Genomic DNA, 18,668 nt, shown 5'->3' with positions numbered 1-18,668 from the left:
TTTAATCAAAAACACTTTTTACCCCCATTAGTCCTTGTCTACACTATTATATACTTACAAGGTAATCCTTCCCTTTTACCTCATCATATATTTCTCTACTAAAGAAATATAACTTAGATGGTTTCTTCGAGACCCCCTTACGCTTCTCATTTGTACCAACAACATAAGACTTACTCAACACCTTCTTACGAAAGTTACGATTATCTATTTCAATATTAAATATAGCCTCATATGCAAATTGCAGATCATTTAATGTAAACTTAGGAGGAAGAAAATCAAATATAATAGGTTCTATCATTATCTTCCTTTTTAAATCTTCATATGCATCCTCTACAATTTTACTATGATCAAACCCTAGCTCTGGCAATTCACCATATAAAAACCATTTAAAACCATCATGTTTAAGCTTCACTGTACCTAATGGCAATGCATAGTAGTATGCAGTAGTCATAGTTTGCGTTTTAACACCACGACTTCTTACCCATAATATGTCTTTATCAGACTTCATGCGGTTTGGATTTCCGTAAGTTTTGAATTGCATTTTATCAACATTACTTAAACCTGTTATCTCTTTAAAGATAAGATCAGCAGATTCTTCTAGAGTTTTACTTTTAAATACATAATACCCGGTAACTATCCAATCATCTATTATAGGATAGTCATCATCATACATATTTAAAGTTCTATTGCGCAATAAAACATGCAAACCATTTGAATCTAAACCAAAAACAACACAGTCAACGGTTACATTATCTCTTTTCCTAAAATCCATATTTTAAAACCAATCAGATAACAAATATAAAAAAACGCTAATGCCTTAATCATAAATACATATAATATCACAATTAATCATTCTTATATAATAGGAGATTAAAAAAAAAATTAAGTAATTTTATACTTTAAATTAGACTCCCACATTTCAATATATTTTACATAATGGATTACTACCATAATCCAACACCAGTTCCTGATATTAAACCACACATAGTTTAGCATGCCTGATTTTTTTTACTTAAATACTGAAAACATTAATACTTTATCTGAAAATATAGCAGTACCTAAATACGATAGAGATAAAATACAGACAAGTATTATACATATAGGTGTAACAGATACTCATAGAGCACACCAAGCGCATTACCTTCATAAGTTAATTGAAAATCACAAAGAACTTAATTATGGTATTTGTGGTGTTGATTTACTGGATTCCGACAGAAGCCTTTACAATATACTAAAGGATCAAGATGGTTTATACACTTTAATGGTCAAAGATTCAAATGGAAATCATGAAAATATAGTAATAGGTTCTATTATAGAATATTTATATGGACCTGAAAACCCTATTGCCGTAATTGAACGCATTGCCAAGCCCGATATTAAGATTATATCACTAACAATTGCTGAAGATGGGTATCATTTAAATGAAATTACTGGAGAATTTAATATAAATCATCCTGAAATTGAAGAAGACAGTATAAACAAATTCAATCCAAAAACGGTATACGGTTATTTAACCCAATCTTTTAAATTAAGAAAACAAAGAGGCTTAGCTGGTTGCACTATATTATCATGCGACAACATAAAATCTAATGGTGACACTATTAAAAGGTCGTTTTTAGATTACGTAAGCAAAAATGAACCTGAATTACTACCTTGGCTTGAAGAAAATACTCGTTTTCCTAATACAATGGTTGACAGAATTACAACTGTCACTGACTCCAAAGACATCAACTACTTAAAAAAGGGATTTTCTACCTACGATCAATGGCCTGTTGTTTGTGAGTCATTTACCGATTGGATTATCGAAGATGACTTTTTATTTGAAAGACCGAATTGGGAAAAAGTTGGTGTTAAATTTGTAAAAAGCATTGTACCGTTTGAAAACATGAAACTACATGTATTAAATGCTGGGCATTCAATTTTAGGAATTCTAGGCACATTACACGGATACACAAAAGTACATGAAGCAGCTAACGATGATGATTTTATTAAATTTTTAGAGCACTATATTAGCAACGAGGTAGCCCCCAACCTAACTACAATTAAACCTGAAGCCATTGACACCTACAAAGAAGAGTTATTTACAAGGTACAAAAACCCATATATTAATGACAAACTAACCAGGGTTTGCAAAGAGAGTTCTACTAAAATTCCAATTTTTATAGTCCCAATTATTGAAAAGCAATTAATAAATAACGAAACTATAGATTGCGGTGCATTTATTATTGCTGCATGGTGTAAGTATAATGATGGTGTAGATGACAACAATATTTCGTTTCAAATATCAGATTCATTAAGTAATAAACTTATTAGAACCGCAGCTCTTTCACACCAAAATCCGAAATTATTTTTAGAAATAGATTCCATTTTTAATAATTTAAAAAATGAAGATTTATTCGTAGAACAATTTACGAGACACTTAAACAACCTTAGAAACAATAGTATTAAAAAATGTGTTCAAATCTTTAACGCTAATTACGATTAAAAAAGGCCCTTGATTTTTTCAATCAAGGACCTACACACTTAAAAATCCAAACAAAAAATTTTTAGTTTTATTTATGAAGTAATCATTTTATGCACTTCTTCCTCTTCTATTTTAGGATTTGCACCAGCCTTACTAGCAACTAACGCCCCTATCGCACATGCATAATCTATGGCTTTTTGAGGATCTTCATTATTTAATAAATTACTTATCAAACCAGCTAAAAAAGAATCTCCAGCACCAACTGTATCAACAACAGTAATAAGATAACCACTGTTATGATATAATTTACCTTCAACATACAGTATAGCACCATGCTTCCCTTTCGTTACACAAATTGTTTTTGTATTTGTTTTTTCTGCTATGAAAAGAATTGATTGATCTAAAGATTTTGATTTAGAACCAAACATTGCGCTTATTTCAAAAATCTCATCATCATTAAACTTAATAAAATCTGCTTGATTCATCAAATGCAACAAAACAGCTTTTGTATAATGAGGCTCTCTTAAATTAACATCAAATATTTTATACTTAGCCACTTTTAAAAGCTCATACAATGTATTTTTTGAAGTCTCATCTCTTGCCACTAAACTACCATAAACAAAAGCTTCTGATGATTTTACAATTTTTTCAGCAATTGCAGTTAAATCTATATTATCCCAAGCTCTAGGAAACATAATACTATATGAAGCAGAACCCTTAGCATTTAAAACAACCTTTACGTTACCTGTCTTTAATTTATCATCAACCTGAATACCATCAGTATTAACCTCATTTTCTTTAATAAATTCAAAAATTTCCCTCCCGTCTTTATCTGCTCCAATTTTACTAATCATTGAAACATTATTTCCAAAAGATTTTAAACGTATTGCTACATTTAAAGGTGCCCCTCCAATTTTTTTATGCTCCGGGAATTCATCCCATAAAACCTCTCCAAAACAAGTTATATTACTCATCTATATTTTATTTAAAACATTACTATTGATATCTACCACACACTTTTCAACTCCGTATTTTAAAATATTCTCATACGCATTCACATACGAAGCTACAAATACTTCGTTTTCTTTTAAATTACCAAAAACAGCTTTAACACCCAAGAACAACTCAGGTTTATCCTTAGCTTCTAGCGCTTTTTCATGCAATACATCAACCATTGCATCTTTAATATTCAATGTATTTCCATTTTCGTCTAAACCTAAACTATAAATTGCCCAAGCTGCTATAACAAAAGCCGCATATTCAATTGGTCCATTTTCTTTAAGCTGAGCATTTACCGTAGGCAATATAAAAATTGGAATTTTAGCTGAACTTTCAGAGCAAATTCTATCTATCTGATCTTTAATATAAATATTACCAAAACGTTGAATTAATGAATGTTTATAATTTTTCAAGTTAATACCCTCTAAACCTGTTAATATAGGAGTAACCTCATTGCCCATATAAATTCTTAAAAATGCGCTTATAGCATTATTATGAACTGCTTCATCAATTGTAGAATAACCCATTAAAGCACCCAAAATTCCTAAAACAGAATGACCAGCATTTAGCAAACTCAGCTTCATTTTTTCGTACGGCGCAACGTCATCAACAAATTGCGCTCCAACATTTTCCCAAGCCGGCCTTCCTGTTATAAAATCATCTTCAATAACCCATTGCTTAAATGGCTCACACACAACTGGCCAAGCATCATCAATGCCAGAAGTTTCTTTTAATCCTGCTATTTCAAATTGTGAAGTAGCAGGCGTAATTCTATCTACCATACTATTAGGAAAAGAAACATTCTCTTTTACCCAATCAACTAAAGACGGTTCTGCTTTTTCAATATAACTTAACAGCATTTTTTTTGCCATGTTACCATTATGTTGAATGTTATCGCAAGATTGAATTGAAACACCTTTAATATTACGCTCCTTACGCAATTTTAGCGCTTGCGCTAAATAACCAAATATTGTTTTAGGTGAATTAGGATTATCTATATCATACTGTATAGCCGGATTATCAAAATCAAACTGTTTAGTTGCTTCGTTATAATTATAACCACCTTCTGTAATAGTAAGCGTAATAATTTTTATAGCTTCATCAGCCATTTTCTCAATAACCACAGTAGGATTTTCAGGTGCAAATAAATATTCAACAATAGATCCAACAACTGTTTTTGTTAAAGTACCATCTAGCTCTTTTACGATAAGTGTATATAAACCATCTTGATCCTTAAGTGTATTATATATTTTCTGATCAAAATCTAATAATGCAACACCACAAATCCCCCAATCTTTATTAGCCTCATCATGCAACAACTGGTCTGTATAATATGCCTGGTGCGCTCTATGAAAACCACCAATACCAACATGTACTATACCAGCTTTTACAGAAGATCTATCATAACCCGAAACAGAAACCTGACTAGTAAATTCAGAAAGGTTTTTGTTATTTAATTTTTTACTTGTCATTATTCTTTATTTTATTTCTTTTCAAAACGTTGCAGTAATACTGCAAATATGATTATACCTCCTTTTACTACTTGTTGTGGGTAAGACGGAACATTTAACAAATTGAGAATATTACTTATTAATCCTAAAATTAAAACTCCCATTAAAGTATTTATTACAGAACCTTTACCTCCACTTAAACTAGCACCACCAATTACAACCGCAGCAATAGCATCAAGCTCCCATGAAAGTCCCATATTTGGCGAACCTAAATTTGTTCTTGAAGCAACAATTATTGCTGCTAAAGCCGCTAAAGTTCCTGAAATTGCATATACTAGAAATTTATACTTACCCACTTTAATACCTGATAAACGAGAAGCTTCTTCATTACTACCAATTGCAATAACTAATCTACCGAACACATTATACTTTAACATAATTGTTGCTATAATTACAATGATAAAAAAGACGATTGCAATATTTGGAACACCCAATGTAGAATTGTTTGCGAAGTTTGACATAAACAAACCCCCGTATGTTTCAAACCTAATAGGAGAACCTTTTGAGAAGATAAACCCCATACCCCTTGCTACAGTCATTAACGCCAGCGTTGCAATAAAAGGAGCCATTTTTTGATACGCCACCAAATAACCCGCAACACTACCTAAACCAAAGCCTATAACTAAGGTTAGTAGAATTGCCAGAGGTAACGCAAATAAATTTACAAATATTGCAAATATAACAGCTAGCAATGCAACCATTGAACCTACGGATAAATCGATACCACCAGTAAGTATTACAATTAACATACCTACACTTATAATTCCGATACCCGAAACCTGCTTTAACAGGTTACTTAAGTTTACTGATGTAAAAAAAACATCAGAAATAACTGCTGAAAATATAACCAGCACTAAAAAAATGAATATTGTATTATACTTAATTAAAAACTTTAATATTCCCCCAGGAGTACTAAGTTGTTGTTTTAATGTTAAGGCCATTTTGTTTAATTTTTTATATAATTATGTTGTATTATTTTAATGCTTTCCCGATTGAATATCTAAGAATGTTTTCTTCAGAGAATTTTTCTTTTGGCAACTCTCCGTAAATTGTTCCTTCATGCATTACAAGAATTCTATCTGCAATTCCCATTATCTCTGGCATATCAGATGAAATAACAATAACTCCGACACCTTTTTTAGCTACCTCATTAATAAGGTTATAGATTTCTACTTTTGCACCGACATCAACACCACGTGTAGGCTCATCAATAATAATCACCTTACTATCTATACTTAACCATTTAGCTAATGCTACTTTTTGCTGATTACCCCCACTTAAGTTTTTTACATCAACCTCAGAACCTGGTGCTTTTATATTCAACTTATTCATCAATCCACGAACATTATCATGCTCTTTATCTGTCTTAATGAAACCTAGACTGCTTGAAATTGAATCAAAATTTGTTACACTAATATTTTTTCTAATTGACAATGGCAAGAAAACACCTTCTTCTTTTCTGTTTTCCGAAACCAAACCAATTTCATGCTCTACAGCCTCAACCGGCGATTTGGTAGTTATTTTTTCTCCATTTAAAAAAATACTTCCTGATTTTTTTCTGTGCGCACCAAAAATTAATTTAGCAGTTTCTGTTCTTCCACTACCCCCTAAACCCGCAATACCCAAAACTTCTCCTGGTTTTACACAAAATGAAACATCATGTACAAGCGTATCTTTAGCGGTTAAGTTTTTTACTTCAAAAATTGCCGTATCACCCACAACAACATCACGTAATGGATATAAATCTTTAAGTTCTCTACCAATCATTAAGTGAATAATACCATCTGTATCTATTTCAGAAGTTGGCATACTTCCTGTATCAACACCATCTTTAAGAACCGTTACTGTATCTGCTATTTTAAATATCTCTTCTAAATGATGAGAGATATAAATAATTGAAATACCTCTTTCTTTTAACTTAAATAAATTGTCAAATAATTTTTGCGTATCTGTAGGATCAAAAACCGTTGTTGGCTCGTCTAAAACCAAAACCTTAGTATCTTCCGAAATCGCTTTCGCAATCTCTACCACTTGTTTTTGAACAATACTTAAATTTCTAACGGTTGCAGATGCATCAATTTCAAAACCTAAAGAATCTAACAACTCTTGAGCATCTTGAGTGATTTTTTTCCAATTCATCCAAAATTTATTTGCACCTAATTTGTGCAAATAAATATTTTCAGCAACAGATAAATCATTAACTAATGACAATTCTTGATACACCACGTTAATACCCAAAACTTGACCATCATGTGTGTTTTTAGGATTAATTTCTTTCCCATTTAAAAGAACTTCACCACTATCTTTTTGATGCGCTCCACTAAGAATTTTCATCAAAGTAGATTTACCTGCACCATTTTCTCCAAGCAAGGCATGAATTTCACCATGCTTAACTCTTAAGTTTACGTCTTCAAGTACTGAAACAATCCCAAAACTTTTTGAGATTCCAGACATTTCCAACCTATATTCACTTTTATTTTCTTCCATAATTGCCATTATTAAATTTTAAAATAATGCATTAGGGTTATAATACTGAGCTGCATTATCTTTAGTAATTAGCAATGGAGCCGTAAAAGATGTTTTTGGAAAATCTTTTTTACCGTTCATATATTGTACCGCATAAGTCACAGCATTTTTACCAATTTGAACCGGACTATTCATAGCCGTACAACCATAAAAGTCAGTATCCATAATATATTTAATGGCTTCTTTTTGACCATCAGCACCTGCAACAATTAAAATATCATCAGTTTTACCCGCTTGTGCAATTGCTTTAATTGCCCCTAAAACACAAACATCAGATTCTGTTATCACCACATTTACATCAGGGTGCGCGACTAAAATATCCTCCATAGCTTTTAACCCTCCAGCATATGACCACTCCGTATACATTTGAGTTTTAATATCTAAATCTATATACCCAAGTGTTCTTAATTGCTCTTCAGTAATACCTTGTAACAAACCTTGCTTACGAGTTCTACCAACCGGGTTACCAGCATTACCACTTAACAAAGCAATATTCATTTTTTTCTTACCAAATTTTTTAGCTAACCATTCGCCTGCTAACTCACCATTCTTCAAATTATTAGATTGAATGGTAGTCACATACTCCGCAGAAGGGTCAATTGAACTATCTATAATAAAAACTGGAATATTTGCTTCTTTTGCCAATTTAGTCACTCCAACTAAAGCATCAGGATCTTTAGGATTTAATAATAAAACATCAACACCTTTAGTAATAAGATCTTCAACAGCAGCAACTTGCTTATTAATATCATCTTGACCATCAGCAGATAAAAACGTCATTCCATTTTTCTCGGTTGTTTCTTTGATGCTTTGCAACAACGCTTGATAATAAGGACCGTTTAATGTTGGCGTACAATACCCAACGGTTTTTCCTGAAAGATCAATAGCACTTTCAATTAACTCATCATCATCAATTGAACTTTCTCTTTTCCCGTTTGTATTTTTAATTGGCTCTGCACACCCAATTACATTAATTAACACCATGCAGGTTACAAAAAACCTAAAAAAGTATTTTGCAGTTAGTTTAGTTTCTAGTTTCATTTTATTTGTTTTTGTTGAGATTTAATTCTTTTACTTAAAATAACATAATATCTAATTGAAGCACTGTTCGTTCTTGCTCTGGGTTCCACATTGCAGTAACTTCTACAGGCATTTTATAGTTTCCAAAATTTATATTTCTACCTAAAGTTGCACCAACATTGATAACGTTTGCGGAACTCTCAGTATAAAAAGTTTTATCTGTTAAGAATGACCACGCACCACCAGCAAAAAGTGACAAGCTATAATCATCTCTTTCCCAAACCTTACTTTTAACCTCAAAGTAGTGTGTCCATGAGTTTTTAAAAGATCCATCATCTTGAACTTCAAAATCACCAGAACCACCACCTAATATTGTAGCTAAATATAATAAAGTGTTATCAGTGATATTGTACCCAAAATTTAAATCTACAAAGTTATACCCCTGAGTTTTATCATAACTCCAGTAATGCAATTCATCACCTCTCTCTTCTACACCTGTATAATTATTATGAGAAACAGCCTCTATAAAAAACTTATCAGAAAAACGATATAATGTATAGATAGAGAACTCCTTATAATTAGCACTTACATAAGCATCACTTTCTTCATTATAAATATCAGTACTAGACAAACTAGCACCTCCCCAAACCCCAAAAGTAAATTTTTTATCACGCGTATTATATTCCAAACTTGTTGCAAAAACCCCACCAGATTGCACTTGAAAACCATGCCAAATATGCATGTTTTTTAGGTGAGCACTAGCATTAAAAGCTTTATAATCATCTTCCTCTTCTTCTTGAGCAAGCACTAAATTTGAACCACCAAAAAAACCTATAAATAACACAAAAATGGGGACAACAATAGCATTCCTATTATCCTGTTTAGCAAAAAAAGACATATTTCTTTTCGAAAACGTTTGCATTATGTTTTTCATTATTAAAAATTTTTAAGGTTAATTGAAATAATTTATTAAACGTATTTTATACGTTTATTTTTCAAATGTAAAATAAAAACTGACATTACAATAAATTTTAACATATTAAATTGAGTATTTACTAATTTAAACCATTATAAATTTTATGATTGACAGTTTACCGAAACAAACAAACCTTTTAGCCACCACAACTACAACGTTATATATTTAAGAGATTAGCGAAGTTTAAATCTACCCAAAAAAGTAATAAAATGTTATTGAAAATATTTACGATGCACTTATCTTTGTCACTTATAATTTTTTTATAGTATGATTAAGATTACATTACCAGATGGTAGTATTAGAGAGTGTGAAAAAGGAAGCACACCTATGGATGTCGCTAAAAGTATTAGTTCGGGTTTTGCTAGAAATGTGATTTCAGCAAAATTTAACGATGTTGTTTTAGAGGTCACCACACCTTTAGAGGAAGATGGATCTCTTATACTTTATACCTGGAATGATAAAGAGGGCAAAAAAGCTTTTTGGCACTCATCTTCACACGTAGTTGCACAAGCAATTGAAGAATTATACCCTGGTGTTAAACTTACTATAGGACCTGCAATTGACAATGGGTTTTATTACGATGTAGATTTAGGAGACAAAACTATATCTGATAAAGACTTTCCTGCAATTGAGAAAAAAGCTATTGAAATAGCTCGTGGAAAACACGATTTTAAAATGCGTGCAATTACTAAAGCAGAAGCATTAAATACTTATAAAGAACAAGGTAACGAATACAAAGTTGAGTTAATTGAAAATCTTGAAGATGGAACTATTACTTTCTGCGATCACGATACTTTTACTGATTTATGTAGAGGTGGCCATATTCCTAATACCGGAATAATAAAAGCAATTAAAATTTTAAGTGTTGCAGGTGCTTACTGGAGAGGTGATGAAAATAAAACGCAACTTACTAGAGTTTACGGTATTTCATTCCCTAAACAAAAAGAACTTACTGAATATTTAGAATTATTAGAACAAGCTAAATTAAGAGACCATAGAAAACTTGGTAAAGAACTGGAGCTTTTTACTTTTTCTCAAAAAGTTGGTGCCGGTTTACCTTTATGGTTACCTAAGGGCGCTGCTCTTCGTGAAAGATTAGAAAACTTTTTAAAGAAAGCACAGAAAAAAGCAGGTTACGAAATGGTAGTAACACCTCATATTGGTCAAAAAGAACTTTATGTTACTTCAGGTCATTATGCGAAATACGGAGAAGATAGTTTTCAACCTATCAAAACTCCCAAAATGGATGAGGAGTTTTTATTAAAACCAATGAACTGTCCTCACCACTGTGAAGTTTACAACTTCAAACCACATTCCTATAAAGATTTACCTAAACGTTTTGCAGAATTTGGAACTGTTTATAGATATGAGCAAAGTGGAGAATTACATGGTTTAACTCGTGTTCGTGGTTTTACTCAAGATGATGCACATATTTTTTGTACTCCTGACCAATTAGATGAAGAGTTTAAAAATGTAATTGATTTATCTTTATATGTTTTAGGTTCACTAGGTTTTGAAGATTTTACTGCTCAAGTATCTGTAAGAGATTTAGACAAACCTGAAAAATATATTGGTACCGTTGAAAATTGGGAAAAAGCAGAAAACGCAATTATTAATGCAGCCAAAGAAAAAGGGTTAGATTTCATAATTGAAAGTGGTGAAGCTGCTTTTTATGGTCCTAAGCTAGATTTTATGGTGAAAGATGCCCTTGGCAGACAATGGCAGTTAGGTACAATTCAAGTAGATTATAACCTACCTGAGCGTTTTGATTTAAATTACAAAGGCAGTGATAATGAACTTCACAGACCTGTAATGATTCATCGTGCACCATTTGGAAGTATGGAGCGTTTTATTGCATTATTACTCGAACACACAGGTGGTAATTTTCCGCTTTGGTTAATCCCTGAGCAAGCTATATTATTACCAGTCAGCGAGAAACATGAAAAATATGCAGAAAAAGTTTTAATATCGCTAGAAAAACACGAAATTCGCGCAATTGTTGACAAGCGTAACGAGACTGTTGGCAAGAAAATACGAGAAGCAGAAATGAATAAAATTCCATTTATGCTAATTGTAGGTGAAAACGAAGAAGCTGAAGGTACCATTTCTGTTAGAAGACATGGAGGTGAAGATTTAGGATCCATTACAATTTCAGCCTTTGAAGAGTTGGTTACTAAAGAAATAAATAGTACCTTAAAGTCGTTTTAAAAATAATTAGTTTAATTAAAAAGATTTAGTCATAGCAATAAGAAAAAGATTTAGACCTCAACCACGAAGAGAAAATAAAAACCCTCATAAAATAAATGAGCAAATACTTTCTCCTAAAGTAAGGTTGGTAGGTGATAATGTAGAAGTAGGCGTTTACCCTGTTAGGGAAGCTCTGAACAAAGCTGGAGAACTCGAGTTAGATTTGGTTGAAATATCACCAAAGGCTGATCCACCTGTTTGTAAAATAACAGATTATAAGAAATTCTTATACGAACAAAAAAAGCGCGAAAAAGTTTTAAAAGCTAAAGCGACTAAAGTTATTGTAAAAGAAATTCGTTTTGGACCACAGACTGATGATCATGATTATGAGTTTAAAAAGAAACATGCTGAAAAGTTTTTAAAAGATGGTGCTAAATTAAAAGCATACGTTTTTTTCAAAGGGCGTTCTATTGTTTACAAAGATCAAGGTGAAATACTTTTATTAAGACTAGCTTCTGAATTAGAAGAAATAGGAAAAGTAGAACAGATGCCTAGATTAGAAGGTAAAAGAATGACCATGTTTATTGCTCCAAAAACGAGCAAAAAGTAAGACATAAATTATTACCACTTTTAAGTTGTAATAAAAAGATGAAAATTGCCAGCTCTATAGCCGGCATTTTCAATAAAAATAAGCGAGATAAATTAATAAACTAGGAACAAGATGCCTAAACAAAAAACAAAATCTAGTGCTAAAAAGCGTTTTAAGCTTACAGGTACTGGTAAAATTAAAAGAAAGCACGCTTTTAAAAGCCACATTCTAACGAAGAAGTCTAAAAAGCGTAAGCTTGCGTTAACTCACTCAGGTTTAGTACATGAGTCAGATGTTAACAGTATTAAAGAACAATTACGTTTAAAGTAATCATTCTTTCAGGTAATTAATTATTAACCATGGAGTTAGGCTTAAAAAAAGTGTCGATATTTGACCGCCTACTACAAAAAACAATTTAAAAGTATGCCAAGATCAGTAAATTCAGTTGCTTCAAGAGCCAGAAGAAAAAAGGTAATGAAGCAAGCCAAAGGTTACTTTGGAAGACGTAAAAACGTTTGGACAGTAGCTAAAAATGCGGTTGAAAAAGCAATGTTATATGCTTACAGAGACCGTAGAAATAAGAAAAGAAATTTCCGTTCATTATGGATCACTCGTATTAATGCAGGTGCTCGTTTACACGGAATGTCTTATTCTCAGTTTATGGGGAAAGTAAAAGCTAACAACATCGAATTAAACCGTAAGGTTTTAGCAGATTTAGCTATGAACCACCCAGATGCTTTCAAAGCTATCGTTCAAAAAATAAAGTAACAATAACAATATATCTCGCTTATAAAAAATCCGATTCTCACGAATCGGATTTTTTTATACCTTATCTCAAAATTATCTACGTTTAAAACAAATTTATTTTAAAAACCTACGTTTACTAAAATACCGTTATTAAAATGATTTTTTTTATATGAATGATGATTTTTTAAAAGAAGACAACAGCACTTTAGCATTAGTACACTACAGCCAACTTTTAAACTTTTTTGGATTTTTCGGCCTTATAGTGCCCTTAATATTATGGACAACTAAAAAGGAAGAAATTAAAGGAATGGATGCACATGGTAAACATATTTTAAATTACCAATTAAGCTTACTACTCTACTCTTTTATTTTTGGCTTCCTATTTTTTATTTCCTTTATATTAATGTTTGTGCTTATCGGATTCATAATTATGGGAATTTTAAGTTTAGTTGCAATTCCACTTGCCATCCTATTAATTATATATCCAATCTTAGGTGGTGTTTCCGCTTCTAAAGGAGAGTTTTACAAATACCCATTGACAATTAACTTTATTAGCTAAGCTCCAAAAGCTGTAATAACAATAGTTCTACCTGAGGCATAATCGCGGTGTTCACATAAATATATACCTTGCCAAATACCTAAATTTAATTTTCCTTTGGTAATTGGTATTTGAACTGAGGCTCCCATTAATGATGCTTTTATGTGTGCAGGCATATCATCATCACCTTCATAATCATGTTTATAATAAGGTTGTTTCTCAGGAACCATCACGTTTATATGACTTTCAAAATCTAACCGAACTGTAGGATCTGCATTCTCATTTATAGTTAAGCTAGCAGAAGTATGCTTTATAAAAACCTGAAGCATTCCTATATTAATATTTTTAATTTCAGGCAACGCCTCAATAACATCACGTGTAATAATATGAAAACCCCTATGATACGCAGTTAACCGTATTTCATTCTGATAAAAATTCATTTATTCGTAATTAAGAAATTCTTAATACAAACTTATCCTATTTTTTTGCCATTTTTAAACAGTTATCAAATAACTTTATAGCTTCTAATATGTAGACTATGGATTTATCTCAGATAAAAATGGTGGTTACTGATATGGATGGAACACTCCTTAATTCAAACCATGAAGTAAGTAATCGCTTTTTTGAATTGTATGAAGAACTTAAAAAACGAAATATTTTATTTGTTGCCGCAAGTGGTAGACAATATCACAGTATTGTAGATAAGCTTGCTACAATAAAAGATGAGATAATAGTAGTTTCAGAAAATGGGGGTTACGCGAAACAAAATGAAAATGAAATTGTATTAACACACTTACCTTCTGACGCTAAGGATGAGATCATAAAAACATTGAGTAACCATAGCAATATGTATCCGGTTTTGTGTGCTAAAGATTCAGCCTATTTGCTAGGCAATTCCCCTGAATTTGTTGAAAAAACAAAAGAATATTATGCAAAATATGAACTAATAGATAACTTATACGATTTTGATGGAGATATTGTTAAAGTTGCTATTTATCATTTTGAGAGCTCTGAAAAATATATTTATCCTGCTGTATCATATCTACAAGATCAATTAAAAGTAAAAATATCTGGTCAAAATTGGGTTGATATTTCAAGTAACGACGCTAACAAAGGTTTTGCTCTTGAAAAAGTAATGAAACTAAACAACATACAACCACATGAGCTGTTAGTATTTGGCGATTACAATAATGATATTGAAATGCTTGAGTTAGCAGACTATAGTTTTGCTATGGAAAATGCACACCCTAATGTTATTAAAACGGCTAACTACAAAACTACGAGCAATGACAATTATGGCGTTGAACGAATCTTAGAACAACTAATCAACTCTAAATAAACCTATTATACCGATTATTACATAAAAAAAAGTTAAATAATTTTCTATTTCAAAGCAAGTGCTTAGTTTTGTATTGTATTTTACAAACTAATGGCACGTAAAAAGCAATATAACGAAGAAGAAGTGATCAAAAAGGCAATGGGGCTTTTTTGGCGTAATGGCTATGAAGCTACTTCGGTACGTATGCTTGAAAAAGAAATGGGAATAAATCAATTCTCAATCTACTCTAGTTTTAAAAATAAACAGGGCGTATTTTTAGAAAGTATCAAATTTTATAAGACTGAAATTAATACTATTAAAGAAAAGTTGAAAAATTCTAACAATGGTATTACAGGTATAAAGCAATATTTTTATGACTTTCTTGAGTTTTCAAAAGAAGGAAATTTACGTAAGGGGTGCTTGGTAACAAACTCAGTAAATGAAATAAAAGATGAAGATGAACCTGAGGTTATGCTTGAGCTTAAAAAATTTGCAAATGAAATTAGAGATTTATTTGTAAGTAATCTAAAACAAGACGACCAATTAGAAAATACGTTCATAGAAAAACAAGCTGATTATTTAATGAATACACTTTTAGGCTTATCAATTGCATCAAAAGTATTCAACAAAACTCAACTAGAAAATATAATTGAAGTTACGTTTACTAACATGTAACTTTTTTTTAACACAAAACTAAGCGATTGCTTAGATAAATTAAATATTTTATAAATCAATAAAAATTAAAAATTATGACAACTTTAAAAGTACACAACATTGAATCAGCACCAGCAGAAAGTAAACCTTTATTAGAAGGGTCTTTAAAAGGGTTTGGTATGATTCCTGGTCTACATGGTGTATTAGCTAGTTCTCCTGAAACACTTAAAGCTTACCAAACATTACATGAGTTATTTACAAATACTTCATTTAACGAAGAAGAATTAACTGTTGTTTGGCAAACTATTAATGTAGAGCACGAATGTCACTACTGTGTACCTGCACATACGGCAATTGCTGGCATGATGAAAGTTAACGAAAGTATTACTGAAGCTTTACGAAACGAAACTCCACTTGCTGATGCAAAATTGGAGGCTTTACGCACAATGACTTTAACTGTTGTTCGTAACCGTGGTAATGTAACACAAGAAGATTTAGATACTTTTTATGCAGCTGGTTACAGTGAGCAACAAGTATTAGAAATTATTTTAGGCGTTTCTCAAAAAGTAATAAGCAATTACACAAACCATATTGCTCATACCCCAGTAGATGCTCCATTTGAAAAATTTGCTTGGTCTAAAAAATAATAAACATCTATCGCCAAATGTAATTTTATAATACAGAAGATTGGCTATTTTAAACCTTCCGTATATTATACGGAAGGTTTATTTTTTTTAGAGAACTTTTGTTAGACTTAAAAACACAAAACATATCAAATAATCTTTAAAATAAATTAATAATAACAGAGTTAAAATATAAAACATGAGTACAACTATAGAAAATAAAATAGCTTTAGTAACCGGTGCTAACAGAGGTATTGGAAAAGCAATTGTAGAATCTTTTATTAATCATGGTGCTAAAAAAGTATACTTAGCAGTAAGAGATGTAGATTCTACTAAAGAACTTGAAGAAAAATACGAACAAAAAGTAGTAACCCTTAAAGCTGACGTGTCAGATACAGCATCAATCAACGAATTAGCAAAAAACGCAACTGATGTTGATATTGTTGTAAATAATGCCGGTATCGGAACACCCAAAGGTACCATTGACAACGGGGTTGAAGAGGACTTTAATTTACAATTACAAGTAAATGCTTTTGGTCTATTACGTATAGCAAATGCCTTTTCTTCAACTTTAGAAGCTAAAAAAGGAACTTTAGTTCAACTAAACTCTGTTGCTTCAATTAAAAATTTCCCGCAATTATCAACGTATTCTGCATCAAAGGCAGCTTCATATTCTTTAACTCAAGGACTAAGAGCTGAATTAGGGCCAAAGGGTGTAAATATATTGAGTGTTCACCCAGGACCAATTGATACAGATATGGCTAGTAAAGCAGGTTTTACGGATGCCGCACCAACATCTGAAGTATCAGAAAGTATTGTTGCCGCAATAAAATCTGGTGAATTTCACTTATTCCCTGATGCTATGGCTAAACAATTCGAAAGTGCATACCAAGGGTTTTCTGAAAATATAGTTTTAGCTGACCTTTCTGAATAACTAATAAAAATTATAATAATATGATTAAAGTATCTGTAATGTATAAGAACGGTAATACTGTTAAGTTTGATACCGACTATTATAAAAACAATCATTTACCAATGGTCATTGAAGCTCTAGGTGATGATTTAAAGGAGGTTGAATTAGATTTAGGTATCGGAAATGGTGCCCCTGATCAACCTGCACCATATGTTGCAATTGCTCATTTAAAGTTTAATGACATTGCATCATTTCAAAAAGCATTTGGTCCACACGCTGCAACATTTGCTGCAGATGTTAAAAACTATAGCAATGTAGATGGTGAACTTCAAATTAATGAACTTGTAACTTTTTAATTATGGCTGATAAAATAAAAATAGATGTTGTTTCTGATATAGTTTGCCCATGGTGTGCTGTTGGGTACAAACGTTTAGAACAAGCTATAAAAGAAATGGGAATAGAAGATAAAATTGAATTGGAATGGCAACCTTTTGAATTGAACCCACATATGCCTGTTGAAGGTCAAGATGTTGAAGAACATATTACTGAAAAATATGGATCAACACGTGAACAACAAAAAGAATCTCAAGAACGCTTAACGGAGTTTGGCGCTGAACTTGGTTTTACTTTTGATTATTTTAAAGGCATGCGTATGGTTAACACCTTTGACGCTCATGTGCTTTTAGAATATGCACACCAACAAGGCAAACAGACAGAACTTAAAATGCGTTTAATGAACGCATTTTTTGGAGAACGCAAAGATGTTTCTAAAAAAGAAGTTTTAGAAACAGAATTAGAGACTATTGGTTTAAATGCTACCGAAGCTTTTAAATTTATAGAAGACAATACCGTTAGAAACAAAGTAAAAGACACTGAAAAATATTGGCACAGTTTAGGTGTAAACTCTGTACCAACTGTTGTTTTTAACAGAAAAAGCGCTGTTACAGGCGCACAACCTGTAACTGTTTTTAAAGAAGTACTCACGCAACTATTAAATGAAGATGCATAAAAAAATATGCTAGTACTTCTTACTAAAAGCCTTCAATAAAATAAACTTTATTTTGTTGAAGGCTTTATTATTCTAATAAAATTTATAATAGTTTTATTACAGTTTTAAGTCTGCTTAGCTTTATTTTACATCTTTTTAAAATTAGAATATGACTAATAAAATGATAGGTATAGTTGGCGGTGTTGGTAGTTATGCAGGTATCGATTTAATAAAAAAAGTATACGATTTAACAGAAGCAACATCTGATCAAGAGCATTTACCTGTTTCAATGTTATCTGTACCCCATAAAATCATTGATCGTACAAAATATTTACTTGGTGAAACAGACACCAATCCTGGTATTGCAATTGCTGAAATTATAGCTTCGCTAATAGCAAGTGGTTCCACTATTATTGGAATACCTTGCAATACAGCTCATGCTAAACCTATTTTAAGTTTAATCGAAAAAAGTATTCCAGAATCTTGTGTTTTGGTCAATTTGATTGAAGAGGTTGCTAAACACATATCAAAAGAATACCCTGAAATAAAGAAAGTAGGTGTTTTAGGAACTACTGGAACTATACTTGCAAAAGTATAGTTCCAGTAGTTTTATCT

21 protein-coding genes are annotated in these 18,668 nt (G+C 31.6%); 13 read left to right on the top strand and 8 right to left on the bottom strand.

Annotation, left to right across the window (positions count from 1 at the left end; translation table 11 throughout):
• Window positions 1-46: 46 nt before the first annotated feature.
• Window positions 47-772, bottom strand: a complete 726-nt coding sequence (locus KO500_RS17295) for an NUDIX hydrolase (RefSeq protein ID WP_215957811.1) — start codon at window positions 770-772, stop codon at window positions 47-49.
• A 222-nt stretch (window positions 773-994) separates the two neighbouring features.
• Here KO500_RS17295 and KO500_RS17290 point away from each other — a divergent pair, with 222 nt between their 5' ends.
• Complete coding sequence (locus KO500_RS17290; protein WP_215957810.1) at window positions 995-2,485, top strand: mannitol dehydrogenase family protein; 1,491 nt, start codon at window positions 995-997, stop codon at window positions 2,483-2,485.
• A 71-nt stretch (window positions 2,486-2,556) separates the two neighbouring features.
• Here the strand turns inward: KO500_RS17290 and KO500_RS17285 are convergent, their stop codons facing one another.
• The 6 genes from KO500_RS17285 to KO500_RS17260 are packed head-to-tail and all read right to left on the bottom strand — an operon-like array spanning window position 2,557 to window position 9,454.
• Window positions 2,557-3,438 (bottom strand): carbohydrate kinase family protein, encoded by an 882-nt coding sequence (locus KO500_RS17285; RefSeq protein ID WP_215957809.1) that lies wholly within the window; start codon window positions 3,436-3,438, stop codon window positions 2,557-2,559.
• A complete protein-coding gene (locus KO500_RS17280; RefSeq protein ID WP_215957808.1) occupies window positions 3,439-4,935 on the bottom strand; it encodes a mannitol dehydrogenase family protein in 1,497 nt (498 codons plus the stop codon).
• An 11-nt stretch (window positions 4,936-4,946) separates the two neighbouring features.
• Window positions 4,947-5,915, bottom strand: a complete 969-nt coding sequence (locus tag KO500_RS17275; RefSeq protein ID WP_215957807.1) for an ABC transporter permease — start codon at window positions 5,913-5,915, stop codon at window positions 4,947-4,949.
• A 31-nt stretch (window positions 5,916-5,946) separates the two neighbouring features.
• Window positions 5,947-7,461 carry a sugar ABC transporter ATP-binding protein gene (locus KO500_RS17270; protein ID WP_215957806.1) on the bottom strand — a complete coding sequence of 505 codons (1,515 nt, stop codon included), beginning with the start codon at window positions 7,459-7,461 and terminating at the stop codon, window positions 5,947-5,949.
• Between the two features lie 18 nt (window positions 7,462-7,479).
• Window positions 7,480-8,541 carry a substrate-binding domain-containing protein gene (locus tag KO500_RS17265; protein WP_215957805.1) on the bottom strand — a complete coding sequence of 354 codons (1,062 nt, stop codon included), beginning with the start codon at window positions 8,539-8,541 and terminating at the stop codon, window positions 7,480-7,482.
• 34 nt (window positions 8,542-8,575) lie between these two features.
• Window positions 8,576-9,454, bottom strand: a complete 879-nt coding sequence (locus KO500_RS17260; protein WP_252732622.1) for a hypothetical protein — start codon at window positions 9,452-9,454, stop codon at window positions 8,576-8,578.
• A gap of 309 nt (window positions 9,455-9,763) precedes the next feature.
• Between KO500_RS17260 and thrS the strand changes: the two genes are divergently transcribed.
• From thrS to KO500_RS17235, 5 genes are all read left to right on the top strand, one after another.
• Complete coding sequence (thrS, locus tag KO500_RS17255; protein WP_215957804.1) at window positions 9,764-11,704, top strand: threonine--tRNA ligase; 1,941 nt, start codon at window positions 9,764-9,766, stop codon at window positions 11,702-11,704.
• Window positions 11,705-11,735: 31 nt separating this feature from the next.
• On the top strand, window positions 11,736-12,293 hold the full coding sequence (infC, locus tag KO500_RS17250) for a translation initiation factor IF-3 (protein ID WP_436835713.1): 558 nt from the start codon (window positions 11,736-11,738) through the stop codon (window positions 12,291-12,293).
• A gap of 111 nt (window positions 12,294-12,404) precedes the next feature.
• Window positions 12,405-12,602, top strand: a complete 198-nt coding sequence (gene rpmI, locus KO500_RS17245; RefSeq protein WP_215957803.1) for a 50S ribosomal protein L35 — start codon at window positions 12,405-12,407, stop codon at window positions 12,600-12,602.
• A gap of 93 nt (window positions 12,603-12,695) precedes the next feature.
• Complete coding sequence (rplT, locus tag KO500_RS17240) at window positions 12,696-13,040, top strand: 50S ribosomal protein L20 (protein WP_215957802.1); 345 nt, start codon at window positions 12,696-12,698, stop codon at window positions 13,038-13,040.
• Between the two features lie 148 nt (window positions 13,041-13,188).
• Complete coding sequence (locus KO500_RS17235; protein ID WP_215957801.1) at window positions 13,189-13,578, top strand: DUF4870 domain-containing protein; 390 nt, start codon at window positions 13,189-13,191, stop codon at window positions 13,576-13,578.
• Here the strand turns inward: KO500_RS17235 and KO500_RS17230 are convergent.
• Entirely contained in the window at window positions 13,575-13,997 is a 423-nt protein-coding gene (locus tag KO500_RS17230) for a secondary thiamine-phosphate synthase enzyme YjbQ (RefSeq protein ID WP_215957800.1), read from the bottom strand. The two genes, KO500_RS17235 and KO500_RS17230, sit on opposite strands and share 4 nt — an antisense overlap.
• Window positions 13,998-14,095: 98 nt before the next feature.
• Here KO500_RS17230 and KO500_RS17225 point away from each other — a divergent pair, with 98 nt between their 5' ends.
• From KO500_RS17225 to KO500_RS17470, 7 genes are all read left to right on the top strand, one after another.
• Window positions 14,096-14,896: an HAD family hydrolase gene (locus tag KO500_RS17225; protein ID WP_215957799.1), complete on the top strand. Its 801-nt coding sequence runs from the start codon at window positions 14,096-14,098 to the stop codon at window positions 14,894-14,896.
• A gap of 90 nt (window positions 14,897-14,986) precedes the next feature.
• Window positions 14,987-15,550 (top strand): TetR/AcrR family transcriptional regulator, encoded by a 564-nt coding sequence (locus KO500_RS17220; RefSeq protein ID WP_215957798.1) that lies wholly within the window; start codon window positions 14,987-14,989, stop codon window positions 15,548-15,550.
• A gap of 74 nt (window positions 15,551-15,624) precedes the next feature.
• Window positions 15,625-16,176 carry a carboxymuconolactone decarboxylase family protein gene (locus KO500_RS17215; RefSeq protein WP_215957797.1) on the top strand — a complete coding sequence of 184 codons (552 nt, stop codon included), beginning with the start codon at window positions 15,625-15,627 and terminating at the stop codon, window positions 16,174-16,176.
• 175 nt (window positions 16,177-16,351) lie between these two features.
• Entirely contained in the window at window positions 16,352-17,086 is a 735-nt protein-coding gene (locus KO500_RS17210; protein WP_215957796.1) for an SDR family oxidoreductase, read from the top strand.
• Between the two features lie 20 nt (window positions 17,087-17,106).
• On the top strand, window positions 17,107-17,421 hold the full coding sequence (locus KO500_RS17205) for an EthD family reductase (protein ID WP_215957795.1): 315 nt from the start codon (window positions 17,107-17,109) through the stop codon (window positions 17,419-17,421).
• A gap of 2 nt (window positions 17,422-17,423) precedes the next feature.
• Complete coding sequence (locus KO500_RS17200) at window positions 17,424-18,074, top strand: DsbA family oxidoreductase (protein ID WP_215957794.1); 651 nt, start codon at window positions 17,424-17,426, stop codon at window positions 18,072-18,074.
• 148 nt (window positions 18,075-18,222) lie between these two features.
• Entirely contained in the window at window positions 18,223-18,651 is a 429-nt protein-coding gene (locus tag KO500_RS17470) for an aspartate/glutamate racemase family protein (RefSeq protein WP_252732618.1), read from the top strand.
• The last annotated feature ends 17 nt before the right edge of the window (window positions 18,652-18,668 follow it).

Source organism: Cellulophaga baltica, assembly GCF_018861125.1.
GTDB lineage: Bacteria > Bacteroidota > Bacteroidia > Flavobacteriales > Flavobacteriaceae > Cellulophaga > Cellulophaga baltica_A.
This window is presented reverse-complemented; position numbering and strand designations above follow the sequence as displayed.

Coding starts and splice junctions, on each gene's coding strand:
- KO500_RS17220 (WP_215957798.1), top strand. CDS start 14,987: ATGGCACGTAAAAAGCAATATAACGAAGAAGAAGTGATCAAAAAGGCA.
- KO500_RS17210 (WP_215957796.1), top strand. CDS start 16,352: ATGAGTACAACTATAGAAAATAAAATAGCTTTAGTAACCGGTGCTAAC.
- KO500_RS17215 (WP_215957797.1), top strand. CDS start 15,625: ATGACAACTTTAAAAGTACACAACATTGAATCAGCACCAGCAGAAAGT.
- KO500_RS17290 (WP_215957810.1), top strand. CDS start 995: ATGCCTGATTTTTTTTACTTAAATACTGAAAACATTAATACTTTATCT.
- KO500_RS17235 (WP_215957801.1), top strand. CDS start 13,189: ATGAATGATGATTTTTTAAAAGAAGACAACAGCACTTTAGCATTAGTA.
- KO500_RS17280 (WP_215957808.1), bottom strand. CDS start 4,935: ATGACAAGTAAAAAATTAAATAACAAAAACCTTTCTGAATTTACTAGT.
- KO500_RS17225 (WP_215957799.1), top strand. CDS start 14,096: ATGGATTTATCTCAGATAAAAATGGTGGTTACTGATATGGATGGAACA.
- KO500_RS17230 (WP_215957800.1), bottom strand. CDS start 13,997: ATGAATTTTTATCAGAATGAAATACGGTTAACTGCGTATCATAGGGGT.
- KO500_RS17200 (WP_215957794.1), top strand. CDS start 17,424: ATGGCTGATAAAATAAAAATAGATGTTGTTTCTGATATAGTTTGCCCA.
- rpmI (WP_215957803.1), top strand. CDS start 12,405: ATGCCTAAACAAAAAACAAAATCTAGTGCTAAAAAGCGTTTTAAGCTT.
- KO500_RS17260 (WP_252732622.1), bottom strand. CDS start 9,454: ATGAAAAACATAATGCAAACGTTTTCGAAAAGAAATATGTCTTTTTTT.
- KO500_RS17295 (WP_215957811.1), bottom strand. CDS start 772: ATGGATTTTAGGAAAAGAGATAATGTAACCGTTGACTGTGTTGTTTTT.
- KO500_RS17270 (WP_215957806.1), bottom strand. CDS start 7,461: ATGGAAGAAAATAAAAGTGAATATAGGTTGGAAATGTCTGGAATCTCA.
- rplT (WP_215957802.1), top strand. CDS start 12,696: ATGCCAAGATCAGTAAATTCAGTTGCTTCAAGAGCCAGAAGAAAAAAG.
- KO500_RS17285 (WP_215957809.1), bottom strand. CDS start 3,438: ATGAGTAATATAACTTGTTTTGGAGAGGTTTTATGGGATGAATTCCCG.
- thrS (WP_215957804.1), top strand. CDS start 9,764: ATGATTAAGATTACATTACCAGATGGTAGTATTAGAGAGTGTGAAAAA.
- KO500_RS17265 (WP_215957805.1), bottom strand. CDS start 8,541: ATGAAACTAGAAACTAAACTAACTGCAAAATACTTTTTTAGGTTTTTT.
- KO500_RS17205 (WP_215957795.1), top strand. CDS start 17,107: ATGATTAAAGTATCTGTAATGTATAAGAACGGTAATACTGTTAAGTTT.
- KO500_RS17275 (WP_215957807.1), bottom strand. CDS start 5,915: ATGGCCTTAACATTAAAACAACAACTTAGTACTCCTGGGGGAATATTA.
- KO500_RS17470 (WP_252732618.1), top strand. CDS start 18,223: ATGACTAATAAAATGATAGGTATAGTTGGCGGTGTTGGTAGTTATGCA.